Origin of the sequence: Exiguobacterium sp. NPDC077395 (genome assembly GCF_050269125.1) — a bacterium.
Taxonomy (GTDB): Bacteria; Bacillota; Bacilli; order Exiguobacteriales; family Exiguobacteriaceae; genus Exiguobacterium; species Exiguobacterium aestuarii_A.
In genome coordinates this window covers 24,444-50,441 of sequence record NZ_JBNNHU010000002.1, presented here as the reverse complement: position 1 = coordinate 50,441, position 25,998 = coordinate 24,444, and the positions used below count along the sequence as shown (strand labels likewise).

Annotated in this window: 22 protein-coding genes; 1 reads left to right on the top strand and 21 read right to left on the bottom strand. The window is 43.8% G+C overall.

The window, feature by feature from the left end; translation table 11 throughout:
* Positions 1–4: 4 nt before the first annotated feature.
* From ACQKD4_RS10710 to ACQKD4_RS10685, 6 genes are all read right to left on the bottom strand, one after another.
* Complete coding sequence (locus ACQKD4_RS10710) at positions 5–919, bottom strand: hypothetical protein (RefSeq protein ID WP_427373314.1); 915 nt, start codon at positions 917–919, stop codon at positions 5–7.
* A 21-nt stretch (positions 920–940) separates the two neighbouring features.
* A complete protein-coding gene (locus tag ACQKD4_RS10705; protein ID WP_427373313.1) occupies positions 941–2,392 on the bottom strand; it encodes an MBOAT family O-acyltransferase in 1,452 nt (483 codons plus the stop codon).
* 49 nt (positions 2,393–2,441) lie between these two features.
* Positions 2,442–3,848: an AMP-binding protein gene (locus tag ACQKD4_RS10700; RefSeq protein ID WP_427373312.1), complete on the bottom strand. Its 1,407-nt coding sequence runs from the start codon at positions 3,846–3,848 to the stop codon at positions 2,442–2,444.
* On the bottom strand, positions 3,845–4,090 hold the full coding sequence (locus ACQKD4_RS10695; RefSeq protein ID WP_427373310.1) for an acyl carrier protein: 246 nt from the start codon (positions 4,088–4,090) through the stop codon (positions 3,845–3,847). Before ACQKD4_RS10695 ends, ACQKD4_RS10700 begins: the two co-directional genes overlap by 4 nt.
* Before the next feature lie 172 nt (positions 4,091–4,262).
* Complete coding sequence (locus tag ACQKD4_RS10690; protein WP_427373309.1) at positions 4,263–4,817, bottom strand: GNAT family N-acetyltransferase; 555 nt, start codon at positions 4,815–4,817, stop codon at positions 4,263–4,265.
* A 90-nt stretch (positions 4,818–4,907) separates the two neighbouring features.
* Complete coding sequence (locus ACQKD4_RS10685) at positions 4,908–5,450, bottom strand: TetR/AcrR family transcriptional regulator (protein ID WP_427373308.1); 543 nt, start codon at positions 5,448–5,450, stop codon at positions 4,908–4,910.
* A 174-nt stretch (positions 5,451–5,624) separates the two neighbouring features.
* Here ACQKD4_RS10685 and ACQKD4_RS10680 point away from each other — a divergent pair, with 174 nt between their 5' ends.
* Positions 5,625–6,203, top strand: coding sequence for an NAD(P)H-dependent oxidoreductase (locus tag ACQKD4_RS10680; protein WP_427373307.1), 579 nt, complete (start codon positions 5,625–5,627; stop codon positions 6,201–6,203).
* Between the two features lie 241 nt (positions 6,204–6,444).
* Here the strand turns inward: ACQKD4_RS10680 and ACQKD4_RS10675 are convergent, their stop codons facing one another.
* From ACQKD4_RS10675 to ACQKD4_RS10605, 15 genes are all read right to left on the bottom strand, one after another.
* Positions 6,445–7,212 (bottom strand): hypothetical protein, encoded by a 768-nt coding sequence (locus ACQKD4_RS10675; protein WP_427373306.1) that lies wholly within the window; start codon positions 7,210–7,212, stop codon positions 6,445–6,447.
* 131 nt (positions 7,213–7,343) lie between these two features.
* Entirely contained in the window at positions 7,344–8,171 is an 828-nt protein-coding gene (locus tag ACQKD4_RS10670) for a DUF6602 domain-containing protein (protein WP_427373305.1), read from the bottom strand.
* Between the two features lie 80 nt (positions 8,172–8,251).
* The gene (locus ACQKD4_RS10665; protein WP_427373304.1) at positions 8,252–12,643 is read right to left on the bottom strand and encodes a hypothetical protein; all 4,392 of its coding nucleotides are present in this window, start codon (positions 12,641–12,643) and stop codon (positions 8,252–8,254) included.
* Positions 12,644–12,936: 293 nt separating this feature from the next.
* Entirely contained in the window at positions 12,937–13,416 is a 480-nt protein-coding gene (gene rlmH / locus ACQKD4_RS10660; protein WP_074034007.1) for a 23S rRNA (pseudouridine(1915)-N(3))-methyltransferase RlmH, read from the bottom strand.
* An 83-nt stretch (positions 13,417–13,499) separates the two neighbouring features.
* Positions 13,500–13,661, bottom strand: coding sequence for a CxxH/CxxC protein (locus tag ACQKD4_RS10655; RefSeq protein ID WP_214789962.1), 162 nt, complete (start codon positions 13,659–13,661; stop codon positions 13,500–13,502).
* A gap of 37 nt (positions 13,662–13,698) precedes the next feature.
* Positions 13,699–14,958, bottom strand: coding sequence for a S1C family serine protease (locus ACQKD4_RS10650; RefSeq protein ID WP_214789960.1), 1,260 nt, complete (start codon positions 14,956–14,958; stop codon positions 13,699–13,701).
* A 51-nt stretch (positions 14,959–15,009) separates the two neighbouring features.
* On the bottom strand, positions 15,010–15,801 hold the full coding sequence (locus tag ACQKD4_RS10645; RefSeq protein ID WP_214789958.1) for an MBL fold metallo-hydrolase: 792 nt from the start codon (positions 15,799–15,801) through the stop codon (positions 15,010–15,012).
* Between the two features lie 13 nt (positions 15,802–15,814).
* Complete coding sequence (locus ACQKD4_RS10640; RefSeq protein ID WP_427373302.1) at positions 15,815–16,639, bottom strand: two-component system regulatory protein YycI; 825 nt, start codon at positions 16,637–16,639, stop codon at positions 15,815–15,817.
* Positions 16,626–18,008, bottom strand: coding sequence for a two-component system activity regulator YycH (yycH, locus tag ACQKD4_RS10635; protein ID WP_214696535.1), 1,383 nt, complete (start codon positions 18,006–18,008; stop codon positions 16,626–16,628). Before yycH ends, ACQKD4_RS10640 begins: the two co-directional genes overlap by 14 nt.
* Entirely contained in the window at positions 18,008–19,849 is a 1,842-nt protein-coding gene (walK, locus tag ACQKD4_RS10630) for a cell wall metabolism sensor histidine kinase WalK (protein WP_074034022.1), read from the bottom strand. The genes yycH and walK overlap by 1 nt, the downstream gene beginning before the upstream one ends.
* 3 nt (positions 19,850–19,852) lie before the next feature.
* Entirely contained in the window at positions 19,853–20,563 is a 711-nt protein-coding gene (gene yycF / locus ACQKD4_RS10625) for a response regulator YycF (protein ID WP_214696534.1), read from the bottom strand.
* Positions 20,564–20,685: 122 nt separating this feature from the next.
* A complete protein-coding gene (locus ACQKD4_RS10620; protein ID WP_074034026.1) occupies positions 20,686–21,975 on the bottom strand; it encodes an adenylosuccinate synthase in 1,290 nt (429 codons plus the stop codon).
* 158 nt (positions 21,976–22,133) lie between these two features.
* The gene (gene dnaB / locus ACQKD4_RS10615; protein ID WP_015880235.1) at positions 22,134–23,486 is read right to left on the bottom strand and encodes a replicative DNA helicase; all 1,353 of its coding nucleotides are present in this window, start codon (positions 23,484–23,486) and stop codon (positions 22,134–22,136) included.
* A 17-nt stretch (positions 23,487–23,503) separates the two neighbouring features.
* Entirely contained in the window at positions 23,504–23,947 is a 444-nt protein-coding gene (rplI, locus tag ACQKD4_RS10610; RefSeq protein WP_214696532.1) for a 50S ribosomal protein L9, read from the bottom strand.
* Complete coding sequence (locus ACQKD4_RS10605) at positions 23,944–25,935, bottom strand: DHH family phosphoesterase (RefSeq protein WP_427373301.1); 1,992 nt, start codon at positions 25,933–25,935, stop codon at positions 23,944–23,946. The genes rplI and ACQKD4_RS10605 overlap by 4 nt, the downstream gene beginning before the upstream one ends.
* Positions 25,936–25,998: the final 63 nt, after the last annotated feature.

Below are 25,998 nucleotides of genomic sequence, written 5' to 3'. Positions count from 1 at the left end.
GATGTCACTTTTCTTGAACATACCCCAACCGCTTCAAATCTTCATAAACGAGTGAAGACAACAACGTCCGCCCATCACCGTTCAAATGGTCCGGGTTATGGAAGAATGACTGCTCATGAATGAATCGTTCATCCCCCATATAATTGAGGAACGGGACATCTAAATCCAACTTCTCTACATGCTGAAACACGAGGCGCTCCATGACTTCCTCATCAAAATACGTATGATACGACGCATGGACCGGCTCCATCGCCAAGACGACACGATACCCTTGTCGTTTACAGTAATCGATGATGTCTTGTAAATGAGACATGTTCTCTTCAATCTCATGATGGTTCACGGCATTCTCATGTTGAGCGGCCACTTCCTCATACTTACGCTCTGAGTAATTCAGCCCACCATTTTCCCATGGCTTATGCGCATCAAACCGAAAATCTCGGATTTCCCGGGAAATCGCGGCATAAACACTGCCACTATTCAATGCTGGGAACTCCTCATGCGTATAATATTGAAACAGACTGACCGGCTCGATGTCTTTACGGTCCAAGACGCGATAGTAATTCGCCTTCCGACCAACGTCCGAATTGCTGAATGTGATTTGAGATAAGGACACGATCACGACCCCGCCTGGTTTCAGGTGCTCATCGTATTCTTTTAGCATCTTCAAATCATATTCAATCGGTTGACTCGGTAACGCCAAGTCGAGATGAGACAATCCGGTCGGTTTAAAATAATACCCGTACATCGCATGGGACGTTCCGAGATTGATGATGTCGACAGGGTGAGGGTCCTCCTTGAAGGCAAGAACGGGCCGGTTATTATTGTATTCCCACGAGTCCTTCACGAACTCGTTAACGGGAATAAAGATGGCGATCATGACGAGTAACACAACGACGATTTTGATTCCTAAACGTTTCATGCTAATTCCTTTCCGTGCATCTTAAAACCCACCGTACACAAATCCTTGGCTCGACACCCCAAACAAGAAGGCTGAGACAATCAAGAACAAGTTGATCGCCACACTCGTCACGGCAGACTGACGTGCCATCCAGTCCCAAGCCGAACCTTTCGTCCGTTCAATATGTTGGAACAGGTGAACCACGATAAAGACGACGAGGAAGATGATTAAATCGAGCAACGAGAACATTTGAATTGCCTGTATCATGCCTGACGGTGCCCATGAAGAGGGTGTCACGTACAGTTTGGCATGCGAGAACGCCTCTGCCATCGAATGCGATTGAAAGAAGACGCGCGAGAAGCAGACGAGCTGGAATGTGATGGCGATTTTCCACCATCGATGCAGTGTCGGCACGCGGTCAAACCCTACCCATGACGCCATTTTTTCGCGCTGCTGTTTCGTATGGTCTCCGAACACACGATAGATTCCGTGAATAAGTCCCCATAAGACGAAGTTCCACGCGGCACCATGCCAGATTCCACTCACTAAGAAAGTCGCAAGGATGGCACCATAAATCTGCTCGCGCTTTTTCTTCCCTTTCGCGAGCGGCATGAAGATATAATCCCGCAACCACATCGAGAGTGTGATGTGCCAGCGGTTCCAAAAGTCGGCAATCGATACGGCAAAGTGTGGCTGTTTGAAGTTCTCCGATAACCGAATCCCGAGCAATCGTGCACAACCGATGGCGATATCACTACACGCCGAGAAGTCGGCGAACAGTTGAATCGAGAACAGCATCGTCGCTAAGACAATCTCTGAACCGGTCGGATCTGGACTGTTGAACACGCTTGCGACAATTGGGGCTAACCGGTCAGCGATCAACGTCTTCTTGAAGAATCCCCAGATGATGCGCTGAATCCCATAGCTGATATTGTCGTAGTCGAGATGTTGCTCTGTCTTCAGCTGGGGAAGCAGTTTTTTCGCCCGCTCAATCGGTCCCGCCACGAGTTGCGGGAAGAAGGCGAAATAGACCGAGAAATAGCCGTAATGACGCTCTGCTTTTTGCTTCCCTCGCGAGACGTCCACGACATAACTGATGGCTTGGAACGTATAGAACGAGATGGCCAACGGCAACACGATCTCTTTATAAGGCACATCATAATCAAATCCGCTCCATGCGGCGAACGAACGGAGCGAATCATTGACGAAATTAAAATATTTGAACCATCCGAGGAAGAAGACGAGAACGGAGACACCGACCCACATGAGCCGTTTCTTCTGTTCTTTCTTTTCTTGCTTCTCAATCAGAATCCCAATCACATAAGTAAAGGCGGTACTGATCAACAGGAGCGGGATGAATTGAATGCTCAACGTGGCGTAAAAGACATAGCTCGCTAAGAGGAGGAGCACCCATCGGACTCGATGCGGGACCACGTAATAGGTTCCAACGATGATTGTTAAAAATAAGAGAAATTCAATCGAAATAAAAGTCATATTTACCACCTGATGTTATGAAACTTGACGATGTACCGATTCCTGACAATCAGGTGGTCACAAGTTCTCGCTTCGGCAATGCGGCATAACGAATCTTTCCGAACGAATTACGTGGAATCTCGTCAATCTGCATCACCCGAACACCTTTCACCTTGATTTGTTCTTTGATGATTTTTTGAATGCGTGCGACGTCATCTTGTAACGTATACACATATAGTTGGTCGTCTTCCCCGGCACAGACACAGTCATGTCCGTGCTCTCGAAGGAGAGTCTCGACTTCGTCCAGGCTGATTCGACTTCCATATAGTTTAATCATGCGCTTCATGCGGCCGACGATGAAGAAATACCCATCCTCGTCGCGATACGCCATGTCACCTGTACGTAAGACACCGTGATTGTCGTCACCTTTCGCAAGGTCAGCTAATGAGGTCGCATACCCGAACGACACGTTATCACCTTGATACACCAGTTCGCCCGTCACGTTTGCATCTTTGATGTCGTTTCCGGCTTCGTCTCGTAACGAGAGTGTTCCACCTGGGATGGCGATACCGATACTCCCTGCTTTTTCCGCATGCATCCGATCGGGTAAATACGACATTCGGGCCGTCGCCTCCGTTTGACCGTACATGATAATAAATTGAATCCCTTTTTCTTCACATACCGTCGCAAAATGATGAGCGAGCGTCGGGCCCAACTTCCCACCCGCTTGCGTCACCTTCTTCAAACTTGGCAAATCATACGTCTCAAACTTCAAACGTTTTAATATCTCGTAATGAAACGGTACCCCACCAAACGTGGTCGCCTGCTCGGCACGACACAACTCCCAAAACTCTTTTTGAACAATCGAACGGTCTGTCAGGATGATGGTCGCCCCTTTCAACAGATGACTGTTGATAATCGAGAGTCCGTACGAATAGTTCATCGGCAACGTCGTGATTGGTTTATCCGTTTGATCGATATCGAGATAGTCGATGATCGATGTGGCGTTTGCTGATAGATTGTTATACGTGAGACGGACAAATTTCGGACTTCCGGTACTCCCTGAAGTCGTCAACAGAAGGGCCAACTCTTCATGAAGTTCATGGTGAACTGTTGCTCCTGTTTCAAACAAGGCGTAACCACCGTAACCATAGTAAGCATCCAACGCGTTCGCCAAATCGTCTCTCGATTCCGGTGCCCATACGTGTGTCGGTTCATAGCGTTCCATCAACTTCTGTAATTGCTCGGCTGGGATATCCGCGTCTAACAAGACGGGTACGACGCGTCCCCGAATGAAACCGACATAGCCGAAGAGCGACTCGACCCGGTTGGCACATAGACAGAAGACGAGCGACCGTTCTCCGACTTCCTGACAAATCGAGTCGCCGACTTCTAACATCTCACCGTATGTGTAAGAACGGTCCGCATAGACCGCCTCACGATCCGTGTACTGCTCGAGTGTTTGAAAAAGCGTCATGACTGGATATCCACACCGAGGCGCTGCAGCAACGCGATGCCAGACTGATACGAATGGAACTCCGTCATTTCATCCGAGTCGATATAGACGTCAAACGCATCTTCGATTTCTGCGATGAGCGTCATGTGTCCAATAGAATCCCATTCCGTCGATTCTCCGAGCTTCATATCCTCGAGAACCACATCGTCCTCTAATTCCAATCCGTTTTTAAATGCTCTATTATATGCTTCAAGTGTGCTCATTGTATTCATCCTTTCACATTCACTCCAACTGTTCGATTTCATCTATTCTTATCGACTGATAATGATAATCATTTGCCTTGTGATTCTATCACAATTTTTTGAAATCGGTCAATTCTTCATAGGAGAAAAAGCTTGGAGTTGAGCGATTTTCTGCATGAAAAAGACCACATCGTTACGATCTGGTCTCAGGAGACGATAAAACATATTCGAGTTGCAAATCGAGTGGTTCTGCTTTATAGATTTCTGGCACGATTTCTTCGGCTACTATGCATCCCATCGCTTCATAGAAATGATACGTATCGACGGCTGGGTTCGCCCCGATGTAGAGTTTCTTCGCACCTCGATCGACCGCTGCCTGACAGACCTGTTCAAACAATACTTTACCAATCCCCTGTCCACGATTAGGACGACTCACATGAATAAAGCCCAGATTCAAATACTGTCCTTCCGTTCCGAGCGGGTGTCCATCCAGTCCGGCAAAGCCAAGTAACGTTTCACTTTTTTGGATTGCCACAACAACGCCGCCACGGTCGATGTAGTAGTTAAGAATCTCAATGACCTGTTGTTTTTTCGTATCATCCCATTCATCGATGTAATGCTCGTCTTTTTGATAAAGCTCACCATTTGAATCCACGGCATAGATACGATGTGTTTCCTGAAAACGTTCAAAGGTTGTTAAAAAATTGGGAGCGATTTGATTTGTTAGAAGACTGATAGTGTGATTCATAAAACTCTCCTATTATTTTAATCAGTTATTTAAGAAACCGAATATGTGACTTCATTTCCTACTTCGATTCCAAGCAAACTAAAAAAATGTTCATCGAATGAATTCTTTAAAAATGTCACTTAACTCTTGTGGTGTTTCTTTCATACCGGTCTTCATCCACCTTTTCACAATACTGGCTAATGAATCTGCGTATACCGCATTCGCATACACTTCCGCTTTTACGGACACGTTGCAATGCTCATAAATTTGAAAATCCGTACAAAGTAAATCGAAATGTTCCTCAAAGCGGTTCAAAAGCGGAAGTAAATCATTTTCTTTTAAGAGATTCAAGAATTCGAGGTTGTCACTCCATATCTCAAAATATAACGTATCGAAATCAAGCTGCTCCTGTCCCGCTTCTGTTAATGCAAGTTGAATTCTCTGCCTAAATATTTCATACATGTGATAGGTGAGTACATCCTCTTTCGTATCAAAATGAGCATAAAATGTATTTCGCGCCAATCCAGCAGTTTTAGTAAGTTCTGATATCGTAATACTCGTAAAGTTCGTTCGACGCATTAATTCCAACATAGTATCCACTAAAAGATTGATTGACCTCTTAGAATTCGTATTTATAGGTTTTTGCTTTAGCATAAGTACTCCTTAATTTGTACAGAATGAGAGATTTGTATGAATACCTCAATACGTATTGACGCAATGTCTACACTAACATTATATTGCAGGTATATTATTTGAGCAATTGTTCAAATAATATCAAATGCTCAAATTTAATTTATTCAAATTCTAATCATACTAGGAGGATCACTTATGAAAACAACGATTATTTTGGCTCATCCATGGCATGGCAGTTTCAATAAATCCATCATGGATACAACAATCGAACAATTAGTACTCAAGAAAAAAGACTACCAAATCATTGACTTAAATAAAGATCAATTTAATCCTGTTTTAAATGAATCGGATTTATCTCTTTATTCGAAAGGTCAATCTCGAGATCAACTAGTGAACCAATATCAGAAGATGCTGAGCGATAGCGATGAATTAGTTTTTATTTTTCCTATTTGGTGGTTTGACGTACCAGCTATTTTAAAAGGCTTTTTTGACAAGGTTATGTTGAAAAATTTTGCCTATGTAGAGGAATCTACCGGATTGAAAGGATTACTCACTCATATAAAAAAGACTACTGTCATTACCACTTCGGAAGTGCCTACGTGGTATTTAAGATTTTTAGCCGGGAACCCCATTAAGGGGACTCTTATTCGCGGAACATTTAAAGGAATTGGACTTAAAAATGTGAAATGGGTGAACAGCTCATTTACGAGTAGCGGGAAAGATCGTCGAAGAAAGAAATTTTTAGATAAAGTAGCGAAGAGTATCTTAGTGTAATCTGTAGTGCACCATCAACTTTTTGTAAGTCATATATCATCTATGGCCTCAAATTTTTTAATAACCAGATAACAACATAAATTTGAGGTCAAACTTAGATAATTTTATATGAATCCTGTACCACCCTCCACTAATTGCAATTCAATTGGAGATAGTCTTTCTTCAAGTCATTCCTTTTAAGAGATTGATGGTGAAATTCGCATTTAGTTATCGCTCTATTTCCTTAATGCATTTTACATAGTCAAGTTTCATTTCCATTTAGATGCATATCACAAATAAACGCATTCAGGCCTTTCCAAGATAATAAGGTGTAAGGTGGTTCCGTATCACTCGTTATAGGAAAACCTTCAGCAATGAGACTAGCTCGTTTGACGAATGGATCCCTTTTGCCAGACTGATACACGGCAATTTTTCGAGGCATGTCCTCATCGTCATCATAAGGTTCTGTCTTTAATCTCAATGTACTGATTTCATCTAATGAAGGAATTTCTTTTCCCTGCCAATCGTATATCTCAAAAAGTGGGTACCGATCACGTGTCCATTGCTCAATAATATCAATCACTTTTAACAGGATATATTCGGAAGAGTCCATTTGAAAACTGACAATGTCTCCTGATTTAAACGTCGTATTCGCTACAAAGCGCTTAGGAATCTTTTTAGCAAGTGGCTGAGGCTGATTCAATTGATGTTTTAACTTAAGAAGAACGGCCTCTCTTTTCTTCTTTAACTTTAAATCATCGTTCCAATTTTCTAGCTCGATTCCACTGTCAATAATCTCTACAGCATTTTGTTTTACGTGATCTTGTAATCGTCCTAGTTTCCATTGAATAAGTGCAAAGGAAAGCCAAAAAAGTATCATTTCCTCGTCATCTAATTCATCGATATGTTCTTGAATGACCCGTTCACTCGCTTGTTCATTCGAATAGCCGTCCCCTAGTAAATCTTTATAGCTAAACCGAATATCTTCGGCAAGATCATTCGATAAAATCGCCACTCCCCAAACACCCATATGATTCAACTCCTAAAAAGAGTCATCTAGAACAAGTATAAAACAATGTTCTACATGACTCTTTGAAAAATATTTATTTATGATACGGTTCCCCGTACTATACCTAAATGAGGTTTTGAATAAAATATAAGCTATACCGTTTCTGGATCTGGCTTACTTAGCTTCCACTTTATAAAATTCTCTTTCCCCTTAGGAAGAGGGTAAAGGTGTTCATACATGGATTCTGTAATACCTAATAATTCAGTACTACCATTAATAAAATCTAGCAAGTTTGAGAAAAAGTAACTTACTGCCAAATCCCTTATTCTATAACAACTAAACTGCTTATCTTCATTCCACTTTTTTATAAATACACCATCCATCGAGACAATATGGTTTACACCATTGTCTTTTGATAGGGCCTCTAGTAAAGAATTTTTAAACATTCCATTTTGTGGTCTACCTAACATTTCTGATGAATAATCTTCATTGTTTCCATTTTGTCCAAATATAAATAAGCCATTAAAAATCGATTTTTCTCGAATTAGTGGTCCTACCTTATTAGCCTTACGAATAGCTTCCCCAATTGTGTATTTATCAGGGTTTGATTTTACTTCAATAACCCCTAAAACACTTCCAGGTTGAACAATTATAAAGTCGTTTTCCTTAAAATACAGGGGTACTGAAGGATTATAAATAATAATATCGATTTGTGTAGATATACTGTCACCTTCTTTTATAAAGCCCGTTCCTACTGCTACATTATTAGGTAGAAATCGCTTTAAGAAATTCATTAAAATTACTTCCTTATGTCTACCATCTTCTCCCCAATGCGCCGAACCTATTAAATGTCTTATTCTGTTTTTATTTGCATTAAATTCGAGAGCAATAGATTTTTGATATTCTAATGAATTGGGGCCCAATTTAATTTTCCTCACTTTCGATTTATTTAGATGTTTATTCAATTTTCTATTTTTCATGTTCTTACAGTTACTACTTTTAAAAAAATAGTAACTGTAAGCTGGCTCGCACACTGTTGAACATAGACGTTATGTAATAACTATCTATCCATAAGTTTTTGGCTCAAAGATCTAATCGGTCCAATTTGCTTTTCAAACATTAAATCCCATATACCGAGGCACTCTTCGGCAATATCTATAATATAAGGTATTTGAGAATCAGAAGTTTCGTCATATAATCCAATTATTAATTTAGAAATATCATCTTCTATTCCCCACATATCCTCAATCATACTACCGGTATTTTTTAATAGATAATAACTCATTGATATTATAATATCTTTGTAATCAACTAATGATTTTGAGTTTTCTTCAAGATAATGAACAAAAGCATATACTGTTCTTCTACTTAAGCGAGAATTCATTATTTCAATTATAAAATCTTTATCTCTCTTTAAATCAATAAGGTTGTCATAAAATAGCCTTGATATCGGCATTTCCAAATCTAATGTGCTTGATTTAAATTTGCTAATTATTTCTTTTGCTAATGAATTAAATTCATCACTATTAAAATAATTAGTAGTCATTTGGAGAATCCAACGTGCTTGATCTTCACTCATTTTATCCACATTATTTATTACTTCAACAAATTCATTTTTAAGAATAAACATCTCTGCTAGGCAATATGAACCCATTTCAATTAGTGTTTCATCTTCTGATTCGTAGCATACTCTAATCACTTCTAATACTCTTTCACGATATTTCGGATATAGCCTGAAAAGCATATTTTTTGTATCATAGAAGCCTGCTAATCTATGATCCTGTTCATATAGATTTAGGATCTTTTCTGATGCCCAATCTTTTTCAATATTATAAGACGGCCATAATGCAAATATACTTGCTAACTTTACCGCTGGATTTTCATCAACCGTCAACTTTTCAATAGTTTCTTTAAATTGTTTAAATAAAGTACTCTCGTTCCACAATAGCTTTTCTATTGCTTGAGCAGCGTTACCCCTTACACAATTTATCGCATTACTTTGCAGCATATCAAAGCTGTTCATTTCTTTATCATCGCTACTAGTTACATTTGGTTTATCAATCTCCGGATTTTTGTGGTTTACTGCAATATCTTTAAGAGTATCCAATACCAATTGAGACCATTTAACGTTTTTTTTGTTTCGCATGATAGCGCAAATGTAGTTCGCACGATATGACGTATAATCATATGAAAAAGTCATCATCATTTTTTCTAACAATTTTTTCGGTACCTTATCCAAATCTTCACTATATGCGACCCCACTAAATAAGAAATCTATATATACATCCTTAATCGTATCTTTATTTAGAAGAGCTATATTAATCATTCTTTCAGGTTCTTCTGAAGCGGCATCGCCGAAACTCCTTGCAAACCCTTCAATAGAATTATCAATAATTCCACCTGAGACTTTTTTCCAACGGGAAGACCTTTTATAATTAATTTTTGAATTGGTAACAATCTTACTCCAATTTTTGTTACTTAATTTCTTCCCTGTAACTGGTGAACTTACCCATCCGCCGCCAGATCCATTGAAATTTTTATATAAAGTTGTTCCATTAGAGAACTTACGACTCAAAGTACCTATAAGGTCTTTTGTTTGATTACTTACTCGTTCATTGGGAAGAACTTCTAATATTTCTTTTTGAAAATCACCCCAGAAGCTCCAATAAACCGTGTAACCATTTCTTTCTCTATTGTAATTAATTCTACTCATGTAACTATCTTTAGCTTTTGGTGATACATATCGAACAATTTGTTTCTCTAATTCTTTAAAATTATACTCACTACAGTATTTCGAATGTTTTTTCAATATTTGTTTGGCAATAAATAGCTCATCACCATTGCCACTTGTCTTATCGAAAATATTGCTATCAAAATCACTATATAAATAAGTTATTACAAAGTCACTGTATCTCTCAGGCATTCTATATAATCCATCTAATATGATTTCATTAAATAAATAATTACCTTTTCCCAAGAATTCTTCATAGCTTTCAAGGAATTTTTCTGGTTCTTGGCGAATAATTGTTGCATTTGCTTTTTTTATAATTTGAATACAAGCTCTTTCAAGACTTCCTTTGCTATAAGTTCTCTCTGACCAATCACTATAAAGCAAACTCTCCTCATTCTCAGCAGGAATGTATGGCATTAATAAATTTAGAACTTCTTCTCCATTTTCAATAAAAATTTCAGAGTCTTCATTCAGAAATTCTTCTTCATATTTATAAATTATTTTCCCCTTACTTTTAATTTTATTTTTCAATAATAATGCCAATAGTCGAATTGATCTTATTTCACATTTCTCAAGCATCGATTTTAAATCAAGGTAAGTATCAGCCATTTCAGGAAATCGATTATAAAACTTCATTCGTAATTCAAATAACTCGTCTGTATCTTGATTTATATCATACATAAAAAATTTTAAGAGCTTATTATCATCCTCCCGTGAATTAAATAAATATTTTTCAATGAAATTAATATCGTCAGTTTCATAATTGGGGCTCATACTAACAAGTAATTTTATAACAAGCTCTTTTTTTGACGGATTGTTAAGCCATTTTTCTAAAATCCCGTGTTCCCGAAGCAACTGAATATATTTAGGTCTTGAATATAATACGTTATTTATAAGAGGACTATTGTAAATTTCATTTTCACAGGAGTTCAAGATAAAATACTGTATATTTCTATCTGGATTTTCTATCTGACTTAATATTTCTAAGAATACAAATTTAAAAAAATACCGAACTTGCTCTGCTTCAAATATCCTTTGCCCGACACTAACAAAATCTTGGCTATCGAATTCATATAAATTCTGCATAAACATCTGAACTTGATATCTTTTTCCAGGAGTTTGTTTTTCTTTACTTCCAATAATATCAATGACATCTTCACCGTTATAATATCTCTGAAGCATTTTTTCAGCCAAAAAATAATCCAATATAGATTGATGGGCAAACGATACTTTATTATCTTGAATTATTAAAAAAGCATTTGAAGATAAAAATTCTAAAGATGATTTGTTTTCGTTTAAAATAGTTAAAGGGATGAATATTCTACCGTTTCTTTCTAAAAAATTTACCATTTTATCTTTAATATGAATTAGATTGTTTTCTTCTAATCCATACTCGAAACATTTATATGATAACTGCTCCCACCATTTGGACACCAAATGGCTCGCAGTAGAACATTCCTCATAAACTTTAGTTGGGTCTAATCGTTGCCATATATACAAATTACTTGGAATTTTCAGCATTTTTTTTAGTTTATAAGTAAGCTGTTCATAACGCTTCCCAACAGTACTTTTTACTAAATCCTCGTCTAACTCATTAACTTGAATCCTAGACCATTGAATGACATCCTCATCCGAATCACCTTTTTTAAATAATGATTTTATATTATTATCGTTTTCTAAGTCATGTGTTCGACATACGAAAACGATGGATATTTTATTTTCCCTCTCAATATTCAATTTCCTAACCTGATTTATAATCTCGGCGCATACCAATAATGCATCTCTAGAATGTGCCACAGTCCAGCGTAGTGCATCCAATTGATCTAGAATGATTACTGCTCTTTCATTTTTAGAAATATTGTGAATAGAGTATGTAACCGATGCAGGTAATCCTAAATCTTCCCCCCATTTTTCTGCAGTCATGCTTGGAATCCGTTTATCTAATTTTATTGCCAAATACGGTAATGCTTTTTCTTCACAGAAATTAATAATATCTAATGTACATCCACTTTTTCCTCTACCAGCCTTTCCATGTATTATCAAGGAATTACCTGAATCTATCGTTTCTCTGCACATAGAAAATTCTTTTCGATTGATTAACCCACTTTTCAATGGAATAAATGCTGCTTTATATTCCTGATTTAATTCCATAAGCCTGAGCTTTATTAGTTCATCTACTTCAAGGTTTTTAGAACTACTTAGAAATGGTTCTGGACTAAATTTTTCTTCAATAGTTTTTACAAGATTACTTTCTAATTTACCAATTGACTCATCAAATATTGATAGAGTAGCCTTATCTGTAACACTCAATAATGATTCACGAAAATCAACTAGTACATCGAACAAATTAGAAAAGTACTCTTCAAAATCATCTGGTTTTTTAATGTGTGCATGATCATATTTATCTCTCTTATAATTGACAAATTCGACAGCTTCTATTCCCAATTCTTTAGAGAATTCTTTATAATTTCCTCTTGGGACATTGTAAGCATTAAATATCCTCTGCATTATCTTATTTCTAATATGATCTTGTTCTAGAAAATCTATAAAATACTTACTATCAACCTCAGTACCATCAAATTTCCAATTGAAGTCACTAACTTTATCCTCTATTTCTTTAATCAACTTTTTTTCCTCTTTATTTGATAGCCCACTTGATAAAATATAACCCGCAATATTTGGTGCTATTAAAGTTCCTGCTATGTATACTAAAAAGCTCATTTTCTACCTCCTATTCGATGTTTATAAACAGTGCTATTAAAAAGGCGACTCTTACCAATAACCTAGATTCTCTAATGCAATTATATGATTAATTATCAATAATTAATCATTTAAAAATTTTAATACCTTTAAAGATTATTATTATCAGATTTAAGTATTTTTTGTACAAACTAGCTAATTGATATAAAATAAGCTCTCAAATCTATATCAAAGATTCGAGAGCTTATTCGTAATTATTAAAGATGAAGCGGCACCTCATGAACATTATATGAAAACCAGCGTAAATTTCTCACTTACTTATGATACGGCTCATTCCGATTGATCCGATACGCCCGATAAATCTGTTCGCACAATACGAGCTTCATGAGTTGATGCGGGAACGTCATTTTCGAGAACGAAATCGTATCGTCCGCTCGTTTCATCACATCATCCGACAGACCGAGCGATCCTCCGATGACGAAGGCGATTTTACTCTTGCCATACGTCGCGAGTTGATCGAGTTCACGGGCGAACTCTTCACTCGTTCGTTGCTTCCCTTGAATCGCCAAGGCAATGACATGCGTGTCTGGGGATATCTTCGCCAAAATCCGCTCGCCTTCCTTTTGTTTTACTAGTAACATATCTGCCTCACTCAAATGCTCAGGTGCTTTTTCGTCTGAGACCTCGATTTCCTGCACTTTTGCGTAGGCAGAGAGCCTTTTTGTATACTCGGCAATTCCTTGCTTTAAATATTTTTCTTTTAGTTTGCCGACCGTGATAATTGAAATATTCATCCAATTCTTCCTTTTTCCACAGTTTTTTTGGAGTTATCCATAGGGTTATCCACAGAGTTATCCACAAATCCACATGTTGATAATTAGTTTTTGCTTGACACAACATATGTTGCATCGGCTTCACAGAACTCACATGTCACGTGTTCACTTGTGGATAATTCCTCTAACAACGGGTACTCCCCTGTTTCATCCACAATGATGTCTAAAGCGATTTCAACATGTTCCTTGCATACTTTTTTTTCCACAGTTTTTCCTCCTTAAAAAAGAAGCGTTGCCGCTTCTTTAAGTTGCTTCAGTTAAAGTCGCCTCGGTTTCTCTCGTTTCCCCGCGACGTAAATACTCAATCGTAATCGTATCACCGACCGTCGCATCTCGATAGAGCGCATCGCGTAAATCGACGTATCGTTTAATCTCCCGATCTCCGATTTGCGTGATGATATCACCGACGCGGAGTCCCGCATCTTCAGCCGGACTACCTGGTGTCACCTCTTCGACGAAGACACCATCTTCTTGATCGAATGAGATGCCGTATTCTTCCCGGACGTTACCGGGTACGGCAATGACTTCTTGAATCGTGACCCCGAGCTGGGCCCGTGTCACTTTGCCGTCACGCTCTAACATGTCAATGACCGGTAGCGCCACGTTCACCGGAATCGAGAAGCCGACCCCTTCCACGCTCGCTTCGGCGATTTTCATCGAATTGATCCCGACGAGCTCCCCACGAACATTGATAAGGGCACCGCCCGAATTTCCTGGGTTGATCGCTGCGTCGGTCTGGATGACTTCTGCGTTGTAATCCATCAAGCCGTCGCTATTCGTATCGACCGGCACCGTCCGTTCGACACCACTGACGATACCACGGGTGACCGAGTTTGAGAAGACACCGAGCGGATTTCCGATGGCCATGACGGTCTCACCGGCCTGTAGCACGGTGGAATCGCCAAGCACGATCGGTTTCGCATCGATATTGTCCGGCAACTCGACTTCCGCAACCGCCAAATCGTTGAGCGGGTCCTCGCCTAAAATGGTCGCTGACGCAATCTGACCGTCGGAGAAAGCGATGTTGATTTCGTCCGCCTCTTCGATGACGTGGAAGTTCGTGACGATATACGCCGTGTTCCCTTCGACTTTATAAATGACGCCAGAGCCTGCGCCCGCCTCCCACTGCGAGTCCGAGGTGAAGGCACGCTGGATGTTCGTAATGCTGACGACGGACGTCTTCGCCCCGAGGACAGCGGTCGTGACGTCAGATTCGGTGACGGTCACGGCTTGCTCGGTCCGGGTCAGTTCGTTCGTCACAAAACGAGAGGTCGGCGAATCCCAGAGCATCACTGTGACAAAAAACAAAGCCGCTCCTAAGAATCCGCCAACCCCTCCGAGTAACAACGGTTTTATATTCGGTCTCGGCTTGTGGCGTACGTGCTCTTCTTGCTTCGGACGCCATTCACTCCGAGACGGATACGTCGGTTTTTCTTCTTTTGCTTCGTGTGCTTCAGGTTCGACGTCTTGAGGTTCATACTCATGGTGTCTCTCTTCGTTCACGACGCGTCCCCCCTTCAAGACAGTGTGATAACTGTCTTTTCCCAAGTTTCCTTATAAAGAAACGAGCGAAGTTGGGATTGTTGGGTCCGTATCGCACAATTTGATACGACCTAAGTCGACGTCCCGCATGCCGAGTGTTTGCGAGACGCTCATTTGCGCGAGCTCTTTCATGTTGTTGTCCTTGCTTAAGTGCGCCAAATAGATTCGTTTCGTCCGGTCACCGATGACCTCGCTCATCGCAATCGCCGCATCCTCATTCGAGACGTGCCCATAATCGCCAAGGATTCGTCGTTTGACGCTCCACGGATAACGCCCCATCTGGAGCATCGAGACGTCATGGTTCGACTCGAAGATGAAGTCGTCGGCCCCACGGATGACCCCTTTCATGCGGTCCGAGACGTAACCAGTGTCCGTGATGTGGGCTAAGCGTTTCCCATCGTGGGCAAACTGATAAAACATCGGGTCTGCTGCATCGTGACTCACGTTGAACGTCTCGATTTCAATATCACCGAACTGCTTCACGTCCCCTACCTCGATGTGAAACTTCAAAGCTGGGTCAATCTTTCCGATGAGTGATTCCATCGCTGCCCACGTCTTCGCATTCGCATAAATCGGTAAGTTATACTTTCGTGCTAATATCCCTACACCTTTAATATGGTCGGAGTGCTCATGGGTGACGAGCAGTGCATCGATCCCATCAAACGACCGACCGATGGCCTCGATGCGTTGTTGCATCGCTTTCCCGGTCAATCCGGCATCGACGAGCAGCTTCGTCCGTTCCGTCTCGATATAGAGGGCGTTCCCGGTCGATCCGCTCGCTAACACACTATACTGTAAACTCACACCATCACTCCTTTCATTCTTTCGTTTCGAACTCGACGCGCTCTACCGTCCCATCGATGGCATTGACGAAATACACATGATCGTCGATCGCGACCGACCAGAGCGGTGGCATGATAATCAAACCGCCAGAGCTGTCGAGTGGTAAGCTATAAAACCCTGTGTTGATGGCCCGCATCTCCTGGTTCGGTTGGAAATACTTCCGTGACGCGAGTTGAGAGATGGCTTCACTGGCCGTTAACACGAGATCGTCTTGCGGTTTCGATGAGATGTCTTTCAAATGACGTTGCTTATAATCCGTCACTTCATATTCCTCGTTCAATTGAATCAAGATGAGGGACGGTCCGATATACATCTCCGAATCTCCCTCGACTTCAGGTGCCGAGAAAATCTTGTTGTCTTCAAACGTTTGGACGAAGGCGATTTGTTTCGTCTTTTCATCGTATCGCCAGTAGGCATACTCTTCGCCAAACGGAACATATTCCGCAACAAACGTCGAAGCCGTCGTTCGCAAATCTTTGGCATCGAGCGGCACGGGCTGTTTCAGCTCGACTTCGAGTTGCATATTGTCGAGCGTCGTCGCCAGTTGAGCCTCCCGATTTTTCGTGATCATCGCGGCCGACATCTCTTCAGACGACCCTGTCAAATAGCCGATATCCCGACCCATTCGTGGCAGTTTTGCCGGGTCGACGTTTCGTTGGTCTAAAATTTGTGCAATCGACGTGTTGTCGTTCGTCACGACTTCGGTCGCCCATGTCTCAGTCACCAATTGGAACAACAGATAGATGTTCAAGGCGAGGAAGGCGAAGATTAAAATGGTTTTCGCTTTACTCCAATCCACGATACATCATCCTTTCTGTCCAATCTTCTGACTGGTTGTACGGAACCCAACGTCCCGCTTCACGTACGAACCAATTCGGCGAGAACGTCACATATCGGCTCGTATCCTCGTTATACTCAATTTCATAACCAATTCGAATCTCAGTCACGTTCTCAAACCGTCCAGAGTTGATGAGTGTCCCGAGTACTTCGTCCGCGTCAGCCAGCTGCGTCGTGCCGACTGTGATCAAGCGGTCAATCTCTAAGTGATGTCGTGTGATGGACCGGACTTGCGCCCCGTCGTTTTCCACACGCAATGTGGATAAGTCGATGGCGTCATTGTTGATAAACGCCTCACGCTGGCTAAAGACCGGGAATCCTTTCACATGAAAACGGAATACGGTCGTTTCAAAGCCTTTGTTCGCCGGTGTGATGGCATCGAAACGAAGCGAGAGTCCTTGATTCTCAGAAGACTCGTCGACCCATCCACCGTGGAAATTCACGAATTCGACGATCGAATCCAATCCGAGTGCCGTTTCCCGCTCGGTGCTGTTACGCGATAAGTTCCGATAGCGACTCGCGTTCAGCTTCGCGTCATATTCCGCCACGCTGACACCGTTCGTCAATGCCCCCACTGAACTCGCCGGGTCGACTTCTTGGACGTTCGGGTCGCCTGGGAAGAATGTGTCCCGCATCCAGTCGAGGCGCGCATCGATTTGAATCGACGATACGTCATATGCGAACAACTCATTCATCTCCGGTCCGACGACCGGGATATAGTTCACGCGCTCATCCGTATACGTCACTCGCTTCATCGTCCGACTCGAGTTTTTTAGGAATAGACTGTTCACGTCACCGTTTCCGACCTTCGTCAGCTTCCCTTCCCAAATCGATTGGTCACTCATGATCGTTCGGATGGTAAACGCATTGTCTTCCATGTAGATGAGCACACGTTGCGGGATTTTCCCAGACAGACTGTACGTGCCCGGAAGCATATAGCTGAGCGTGTCCGCATAGTAGGCTTCCGGCAAAATCAATTCGAGTCCTTCGTTGATATCCGTGTAAAAGCTCGGGACATTCTTCGTGGCGAGCGGTTTGAATTCACTTGCTTCAAACGTATCCCGGATGACCCGCATCAACTGCTTCGGGGTGTTCTTCGAAGCGAAGACGGCGTTGTTGTCATGAACGACCGCTTGAACCGGAATCACGACCTGATTCGCTCGGCGTTGGAGCGACTCATCCACCGTCGTCAATTGCGTCTCCGATTGGACTGACTGATAGGTGGGATGATAATCCCACAAAATGATGGTTTGAACAATCGACGTGACGATTAACGTGAGCAAAAGGAACGACTTCCACAGTTCTGGCTTTGCAATCGTAAACCGTTTCATCAATCATTCACCTCCACAATCGTATCGAACGGAATCGTGAAGTAAATCGTCGTACCGCGGCCAAATTCACTCTCTGCCCAGATGTCTCCACCGTGAGCGGATACGACTTCTTTGGCAATCGATAGACCGAGTCCGGTCCCACCGATATTACGCGCCCGCGCCTTATCGACACGATAGAAGCGTTCGAAAATTTTCTTCAAGTTCGACTTCGGAATCCCGACTCCTTCATCCTTGATGCCGATGACGAGGCGTTTCGCCCGAAGCATCGTCCGAAACGTGATCGTACCGCCTTCTGGTGAGAACTTGATGGCGTTCGTGATGATGTTATCGATCACTTGGGTCATCTTATCCTGGTCGGCATGCACGTACACGCGACGTTTCATCAGCTTCCGACGGAATTGAATCGCGTCCCCTTTCGTCATCTCATGACGATCGATGATATCGTTAAAGAACTGCACAAAGTCGAACTTCACTTTCTGCATCTTATATTCTTTACTGTCCATCTTCGAGAGTTGCAACAAGTCATTGACGAGGCGAATCATTCGCTCTGTCTCGTTTTGCGTCGTCTCTAAGAAGCGCGGCGCCAACTCATCATCCTGATAAGCCCCTTCCGCAAGGACTTCCAAATAACTACGCATCGTCGTGAGCGGCGTGCGCAACTCGTGACTAACGTTTGCGACGAACTCACGGCGATCTTGTTCGACTTGCTCTTGTTCAGTGACGTCATGCAAGACGACGATGAGACCTGTGATTGGTCCACTATGTTTTTGAATCGGTGAGAAATAAGCTCGAACAAGGAACAGTTCCTCATCCGTACTGAGGTCAATCAGTTTCGCCGGCATCGTCCCATCCTCAGGGATGACAATTTCCTCTTCGAACGCGAGGAGGCTCTGCAAGTTCATGCCCATCGCCTCTTCTTCATCTACCCCGATCATATCACGAGCTTGATCGTTCATTAAAATGACCCGTAACGAACGGTCGGTCGCAACCACACCGTCCGACATGTTTTCGAGGACACTCGTCAACCGACGCCGCTCTGCTTCTGTCGTCGCATTCGCTTCCATCAACTCGTCCGTCAATTCGTTAAACGCGTAGGCGAGTTGACCGACCTCATCATCCGAATACACTTTAACTTTCCGCGAGAAGTTCCCTTTTCGCATCTCGACGGCTTGCCGACGCATATCGGCAATCGGTCGTGTAATCGTTCGAGATAACAAAATACCGAGGAAGGATGTGATGATCAAGGCAATGACCGTCCCGGTTGCGAGGATTCGAATGACTTGTTCCATCTGGTTATAGATAGACTGCATCGATGCCTCGATGTAGATCATGCCGATTGTGGTCCCGTCTACTTCTGACTTGACGGGAACGGCGACGACGCGCATCCGGTCATTCGAATCTTCATAGACGAGCGTCTCTTGGGCGCCGCCTGTCGCGAATGACTTCTGGATAAACGTACTTGCCGTCCGTTGTCCGACGAGACTTTGATTGTTCTGGTTCGAGGTCGCCCGTACGACACTGTTCGTATCAATGATTTGGACTTCTCGAATGTCGTCAGCTAGCGTCGTGCTCTCGGTAAAGTCAGACAGCAGCTGATCCAGTAACTGGTTCAACTGCTGGTCCGTGGTCGAGTCACTCTCGTTCGCGGCGATCCCCTCACTGACGTTATAGCTCAGTAGGTTCGCCCGGTCGACGAGTGACTGCGAGAAGTTGTTGATGTATTGCCGTTCCAAAGAACGCACAAAGTACACGCCGATGACTTGCATCGCAACGAGAATGAGCAGCGCATAGATGACGACGAGCTTCCACTGGATTGATTTAAAGAAGTTCGTCCGTTTCATCGTTTAATCTTCTTCTCCTGCCTTCAAATAATACCCGACCCCGCGACGCGTAATGATATACGTCGGTGTCGATGGGTTGTCCTCTACTTTTTCACGAAGGCGACGCACAGTGACATCCACGGTACGAACATCCCCGAAGTAATCATAGCCCCAAACCGTTTGGAGTAAATGCTCACGCGTCATCACTTGTCCGATGTTTTGCGCGAGGTAATGAATCAATTCGAACTCGCGATGCGTCAGCTCGATCTTCTCTTCCCGCTTCGTCACCATGTACGAATCCGGGTGAATCGTCAAGTCGCCGATCACGATATCGTTCGCGTTCGCCCCTTTTGCTTCAGGCGCAGGCGCCGTCGCATGACGTCGCATGTTCGCTTTGACGCGAGCCAACAACTCACGTGAGCTAAACGGTTTCGTGACGTAATCGTCCGCACCGAGCTCTAGTCCGAGCACTTTATCAATTTCTGAGTCTTTTGCCGTCAACATGATGATCGGCATGTCATACTTCTTCCGTACCTCGCGGCATACTTCCATGCCGTCTTTGAGTGGAAGCATGATGTCGAGTAAGATGAGATCCGGTTGAATCTCTTCTACTTTCACGAGCGCTTCTTCGCCGTCATAGGCGACATGCACTTGGTAACCTTCTTTTTCAAGTTTAAACTTCAATATATCTGCGATTGGTTGTTCGTCATCTACCACTAAAATCGTACGATCCATTCAGTGAGTCCTCCTCTTATCATTAAACGTACATGCCTACATTGTAACTCTTTTTATACAGCTTAGAAAGCGTGGTCCATTTCCGTGGAAATGAAAAAGAGAGCCGCAATGGCTCTCCTTTCTTATGCTTCGTAAATGTCACGCAAGATGACCGTCTGCTCACGAGCCGGTCCGACCGAGAAGGTCAATAACTCAATACCCGTCAATTCTTCGATGCGACGCACGTAACGTTTCGCGTTTTCTGGAAGGTCGTCGAAGTTACGGACGCCCGTAATGTCTTCCGTCCAACCAGGAAGTTCTTCGTATACTGGTACACACTTCTCAAGGACGCGGAAGTTCGGAGGATATTCATCTAGATGCTTTCCTTCGTACTCATACGATGTACAAATCTTGAGCGTCTCAAGACCTGTCAATACATCGATTGAGTTGAGGCAAAGATCTGTGATCCCGCTGACACGACGTGAGTGACGAACGACGACCGAGTCGAACCAGCCGACACGACGTGGACGACCTGTTGTCGTTCCGTATTCTTTCCCGACTTCACGAATCGTATGACCGATCTCGTCATCGAGTTGTGTTGGGAAAGGACCGTCACCGACGCGTGACGTATATGCTTTACAGACACCGACAACGTGATGGATTTTTGATGGACCGATTCCGGCACCACTTGATACGCCACCTGACGCCGCATTCGACGATGTGACGAACGGGTACGTTCCGTGGTCGATATCGAGAAGGACACCTTGTGCTCCTTCAAAGAGAACTTTCTTCTCTTCGTCGAGTGAATCGTTCAAGACGACAGATGTATCACACACGTATTTCGCAAACTGTTGGCCATACGCGTAGTACTCTTCGAAAATATCATCAAATTCTACTGGATCGACCTCGTACATTTTCACGAACATGCGGTTTTTCAACTCGAGAACAGTCTTTAATTTCTCTGCGAACACTTCTTTGTCGAGAAGATCTGCGATACGAATCCCGATACGCGCCGCTTTGTCCATGTATGCTGGACCAATCCCTTTAAGTGTTGTCCCGACTTTCGCATCACCTTTCGCATCTTCTTCTAAACGATCCTGAAGCTGATGATACGGTAAGATGATGTGCGCCCGGTTCGAGATACGAAGGTTATCCGTGCTCACACCGCGCTCATGTAAGTAAGCGAGTTCGGTCACGAGTGATTTCGGGTTGACGACCATTCCGTTCCCGATGACACACGTCTTATCCGAATAGAAGATACCCGACGGAATGAGGTGAAGTTTATATTTCGTATCATTGAAGACGATCGTATGACCAGCGTTGTCTCCCCCTTGATAACGCGCGACGACTTCGGCTTGTTTCGATAAGAAATCGGTGATTTTCCCTTTCCCTTCATCGCCCCACTGCGTTCCCACTACGACTACTGATGACATAATGAATCCTCCTTATTGATCAACGTTCTGTTCAAACCATCCGTAAGTGTACACTTGAAAAGCGAGAAAGTCAATCCAATACCGAACGTTTTATATAACATGTAATGATTCGTTCGTTATTTTGCGACTTACCTATATAAAAAAAGACACCACCGACGTTACATCGGTGGTGCGAAGGCCTGTGTCTCCATATTGACGAACTTGTTGTACTCTTTCCGGAAGGAGAGCTTGACCGTACCGGTCGGACCGTTACGTTGTTTCGCAATGATGATTTCAATCGTATTGGCGTCCTCACTCTCTTTATCGTAATAGTCATCACGATAGAGGAAGGCTACGATATCGGCATCCTGCTCAATCGCTCCCGATTCACGGATATCCGACATCATCGGTCGCTTGTCTTGACGGCTCTCTACCCCACGCGAGAGCTGTGACAAGGCGATCACAGGTACTTGAAGTTCACGCGCAATCGCTTTGAGCGTACGCGAGATTTCCGATACTTCCTGTTGTCGGTTCTCTCCCGGTTTCCCGTTCCCGACGATGAGCTGCAAGTAGTCAATCATGATCATCCCGAGACCATGCTCTTGCTTCAAGCGACGACACTTCGCCCGAATCTCGTTGACGCGAAGACCCGGCGTATCGTCGATGTAGATGCCCGCTTGTGAGAGCGATGACATCGCAAGTGATAAGCGACCCCAGTCTTCCGCTTCAAGACGTCCGGTCCGGAGGCGCTGGGCATCGATATTTCCTTCTGCACACAACATACGCATGACGAGCTGTTCCGCCCCCATCTCTAAACTGAAGATGGCGACGTTCTCGCCCGTACGAACGGCAACGTTTTGCGAGATGTTCAAGGCGAACGCGGTCTTCCCGACAGATGGACGAGCGGCCACGATAATCAAATCGTTTCGTTGGAAACCGGCCGTCATCTTATCTAAATCCGTGAAGCCTGTGGCAATCCCGGTAATCTCACCGCTCGACTGATGCAGTTTTTCAATCGTCGAATAGGCATCCGATAGAACGGAACCAATCGGGTGGAAGCTGGACTGCCCTTTCCGTTGCGATACTTTTAGAATGTTCCGCTCCGCGTCCGAGAGGACAGAATCGACCTCGTCCTGACGCTCATAACCATCTGAAACGATGTTCGTTGCCGTTCGAATGAGACGACGAAGTGCCGCTTTTTGATCGACGACATTCAAGTAATAGCCGATGTTCCCGATGGCCGGGACGGATTCAGCGACCTCCGCTAAATAGTTGAGACCGCCGATTTCATCTAAAATACCTTGCGCCTGGAGCTCTGAACTGAGCGTGACCAAGTCGACAAGCTCACCCCGGTCATTAATTTTTAACATCGCTTCAAAGATGCGCTGGTGGCTGACGCGATAAAAGTCGTCCGGGTCGACCCGCTCTGAGGCCGTGATCAACCGGTCCGAATCGAGGATGATCGCCCCTAAGACGGCTTGCTCCGCTTCCACGCTATGTGGTGGTGTATTGACTTGAATCGCATCACTCATCCGTCTCTACCTCACCTTCAAGCTTCTTGTACATGTACATTCAACGTCGCAACGACGTCATGGTGCAACTTCACTGGCACTTTCGTGAAACCGAGCGCCTTGATTGGGTGCTCGAGTTCAATTTTACGCTTATCAATCTTGTAGCCCATTGATTTGAGGGCATCCGCGATTTGTTTGCTCGTGACCGATCCGAACACGCGACCGCCTTCACCGGCTTTTGTCGTGACGGCGATCGTCTCTTTTTCAAGTTTTGCTTTCAGTTGCTGCGCTTCTTTCAACTCTTCTTCTGCAGCCTCTTCAGCACGACGTTCTTTCGCCGCGAACGCTTTTAGGTTTCCAGGTGTCGCTTCAACCGCCAAGTTTTTCTTGAACAAGACGTTTTTGGCGTAAGCGTCTGCCACGTTCTTCACTTCTCCAGCTTTTCCTTGCCCTTTTACATCTACTTTCAAAATAACTTTCATTCTAATTCCTCTCCTTCAGTATCATCTGTCATATAATGATCAATCGCTTCTTTTAACAAGACGTTTGCTTGTTCGCGACTCATTTCGAGTTGTGTCGCTGCATTCGTCAAATGTCCGCCACCATCGAGCATTTCCATGATGACTTGAACGTTGACGTCACCGAGAGACCTTGCACTGATCCCGGTTCGTCCATCCGGTAAAATCGCGATGACGAACGAGGCTTTGACACCTTCCATATTCAGCAACTGGTCTGCAGACTGGGCAATCAATACTTGGTGATGGGCCTCATCGTCAGAAGCGACCGCGATCGCCATGCCATCTGCGTAAATCTCGGTGTTTTTCAAAATCTGTGACTGTTCGATATAGGCATCGAGGTCTTGCCGCATAAAGTGTTGCACGAGCACCGTGTCAGCTCCTTGAATACGTAAGTAGGACGCCGCATCAAACGTACGTGAACCTGTACGGAGCGTAAAGCCTTTCGTGTCGACCATAATTCCTGCAAGAAGTGACGTCGCCTCTAGAATCGAAAGCTTGCGACTTCCTGCCTGATACTCAATCAGCTCTGTGACAAGCTCACACGTCGACGATGCATAAGGTTCCATGTACACAAGGACCGGGTCCTCGATAAACTCTTCACCACGTCGGTGATGGTCAATCACAACGACACGCTCCGCCCGATACAGGATGTCTTTTGAAATGACAAGTGAAGGACGATGCGTGTCGACGACGACGAGAAGCGTCTGTTCATCGATGAGTGGTTGTGCTTCATATTCGGTCAAGAACTGGCTATATAACGAGTCATCGTTTTCTACCTCTTGAACGAGTCGCTGAATGCCGATGCTCGTCTCACCTGACGGCACCACCACGTACGCCTCACGTCCGACAAACTCAGCCAACTTCATAATTCCGATGGAAGCCCCGAGCGAGTCCATATCTGGGTTTTTATGCCCCATGACGAGAACACGGCTCGATTCCCGAATCAAATCACGCATCGAGTTCGAGATAACACGTGCCCGGACGCGCGTCCGTTTCTCCGTCGGGTTCGTCTTCCCTCCAAAGAAACGAACTTTTCCGTTATGACGTTTGACGACTGCCTGGTCACCACCACGACCAAGTCCAAGGTCTAGACTCGACTGCGATAGGTTGCCGAGCTCCGTCAATGTCGTTTCTCCACATCCAACCCCAATCGATAACGTCAACGGAATCCTTTGTTCCTTCGTCGCGTCTCGCACCTCGTCTAAAATCGAGAAGCGATTATTCTCCAGTTCAGATAACGTTCGCTCGTTCATCACGAGGAAAAAGCGGTCTGCTGCCGTACGACGCATGTAGATGTGATGCCGTTGCGCCCATTGGTTGAGAAGCACCGTCACACGACGGTTTACTTCGCTTCGTACTTGCTCATCCACCGCGGTCGACATCTCGTCGTAGTTATCTAGATACAAGATGCCAATGACCGTTTGCGTTTGAACATATTTTTGTTCCATCTCTGCTTCTTCGGTCATATCAAACAAATAAAGCGTTTGATGTGTTTGATTGTAAAAAACACGATATACGCGGTCACCCACTTCAATCGTGGCTTCATCCTCTTCCTCTTCAATCAACTCATCGAATGCGGAATGGAGCGCATCAAGCGGTACACCAATCGCCATATCGAGTTCAAAGATCAATCGTGATTGCTCGTTATACCAACTGATGCGTCGGTCTTGATCGAAGACTAAAATCCCAATCGGCATCGTCGTCAACGCTTCTTTTCCGACCTCTTCGATTTGATGAGAGAGTGAGAGGACATACTGTTCCCAATTTTTACGTTCCCGTCGCATCGTCACTTGCTGATAGATGAAAAAGATCAGCGTGCCCATAAACAGGGTGATTGCCGCCACAATGCTGTAGAACGCCAATCCTAACGAGACAAGAAATCCAATCACATATGGAATCATGTGCCGCGCGTATTGGTTCTTCACGGATGTTATTGCTTCACCACTGTGCATGTATGCCTCCTAAAATGAGTAATGTTCACCCATGGAATCGTAAAGGTTTCTGCTCTATCATAC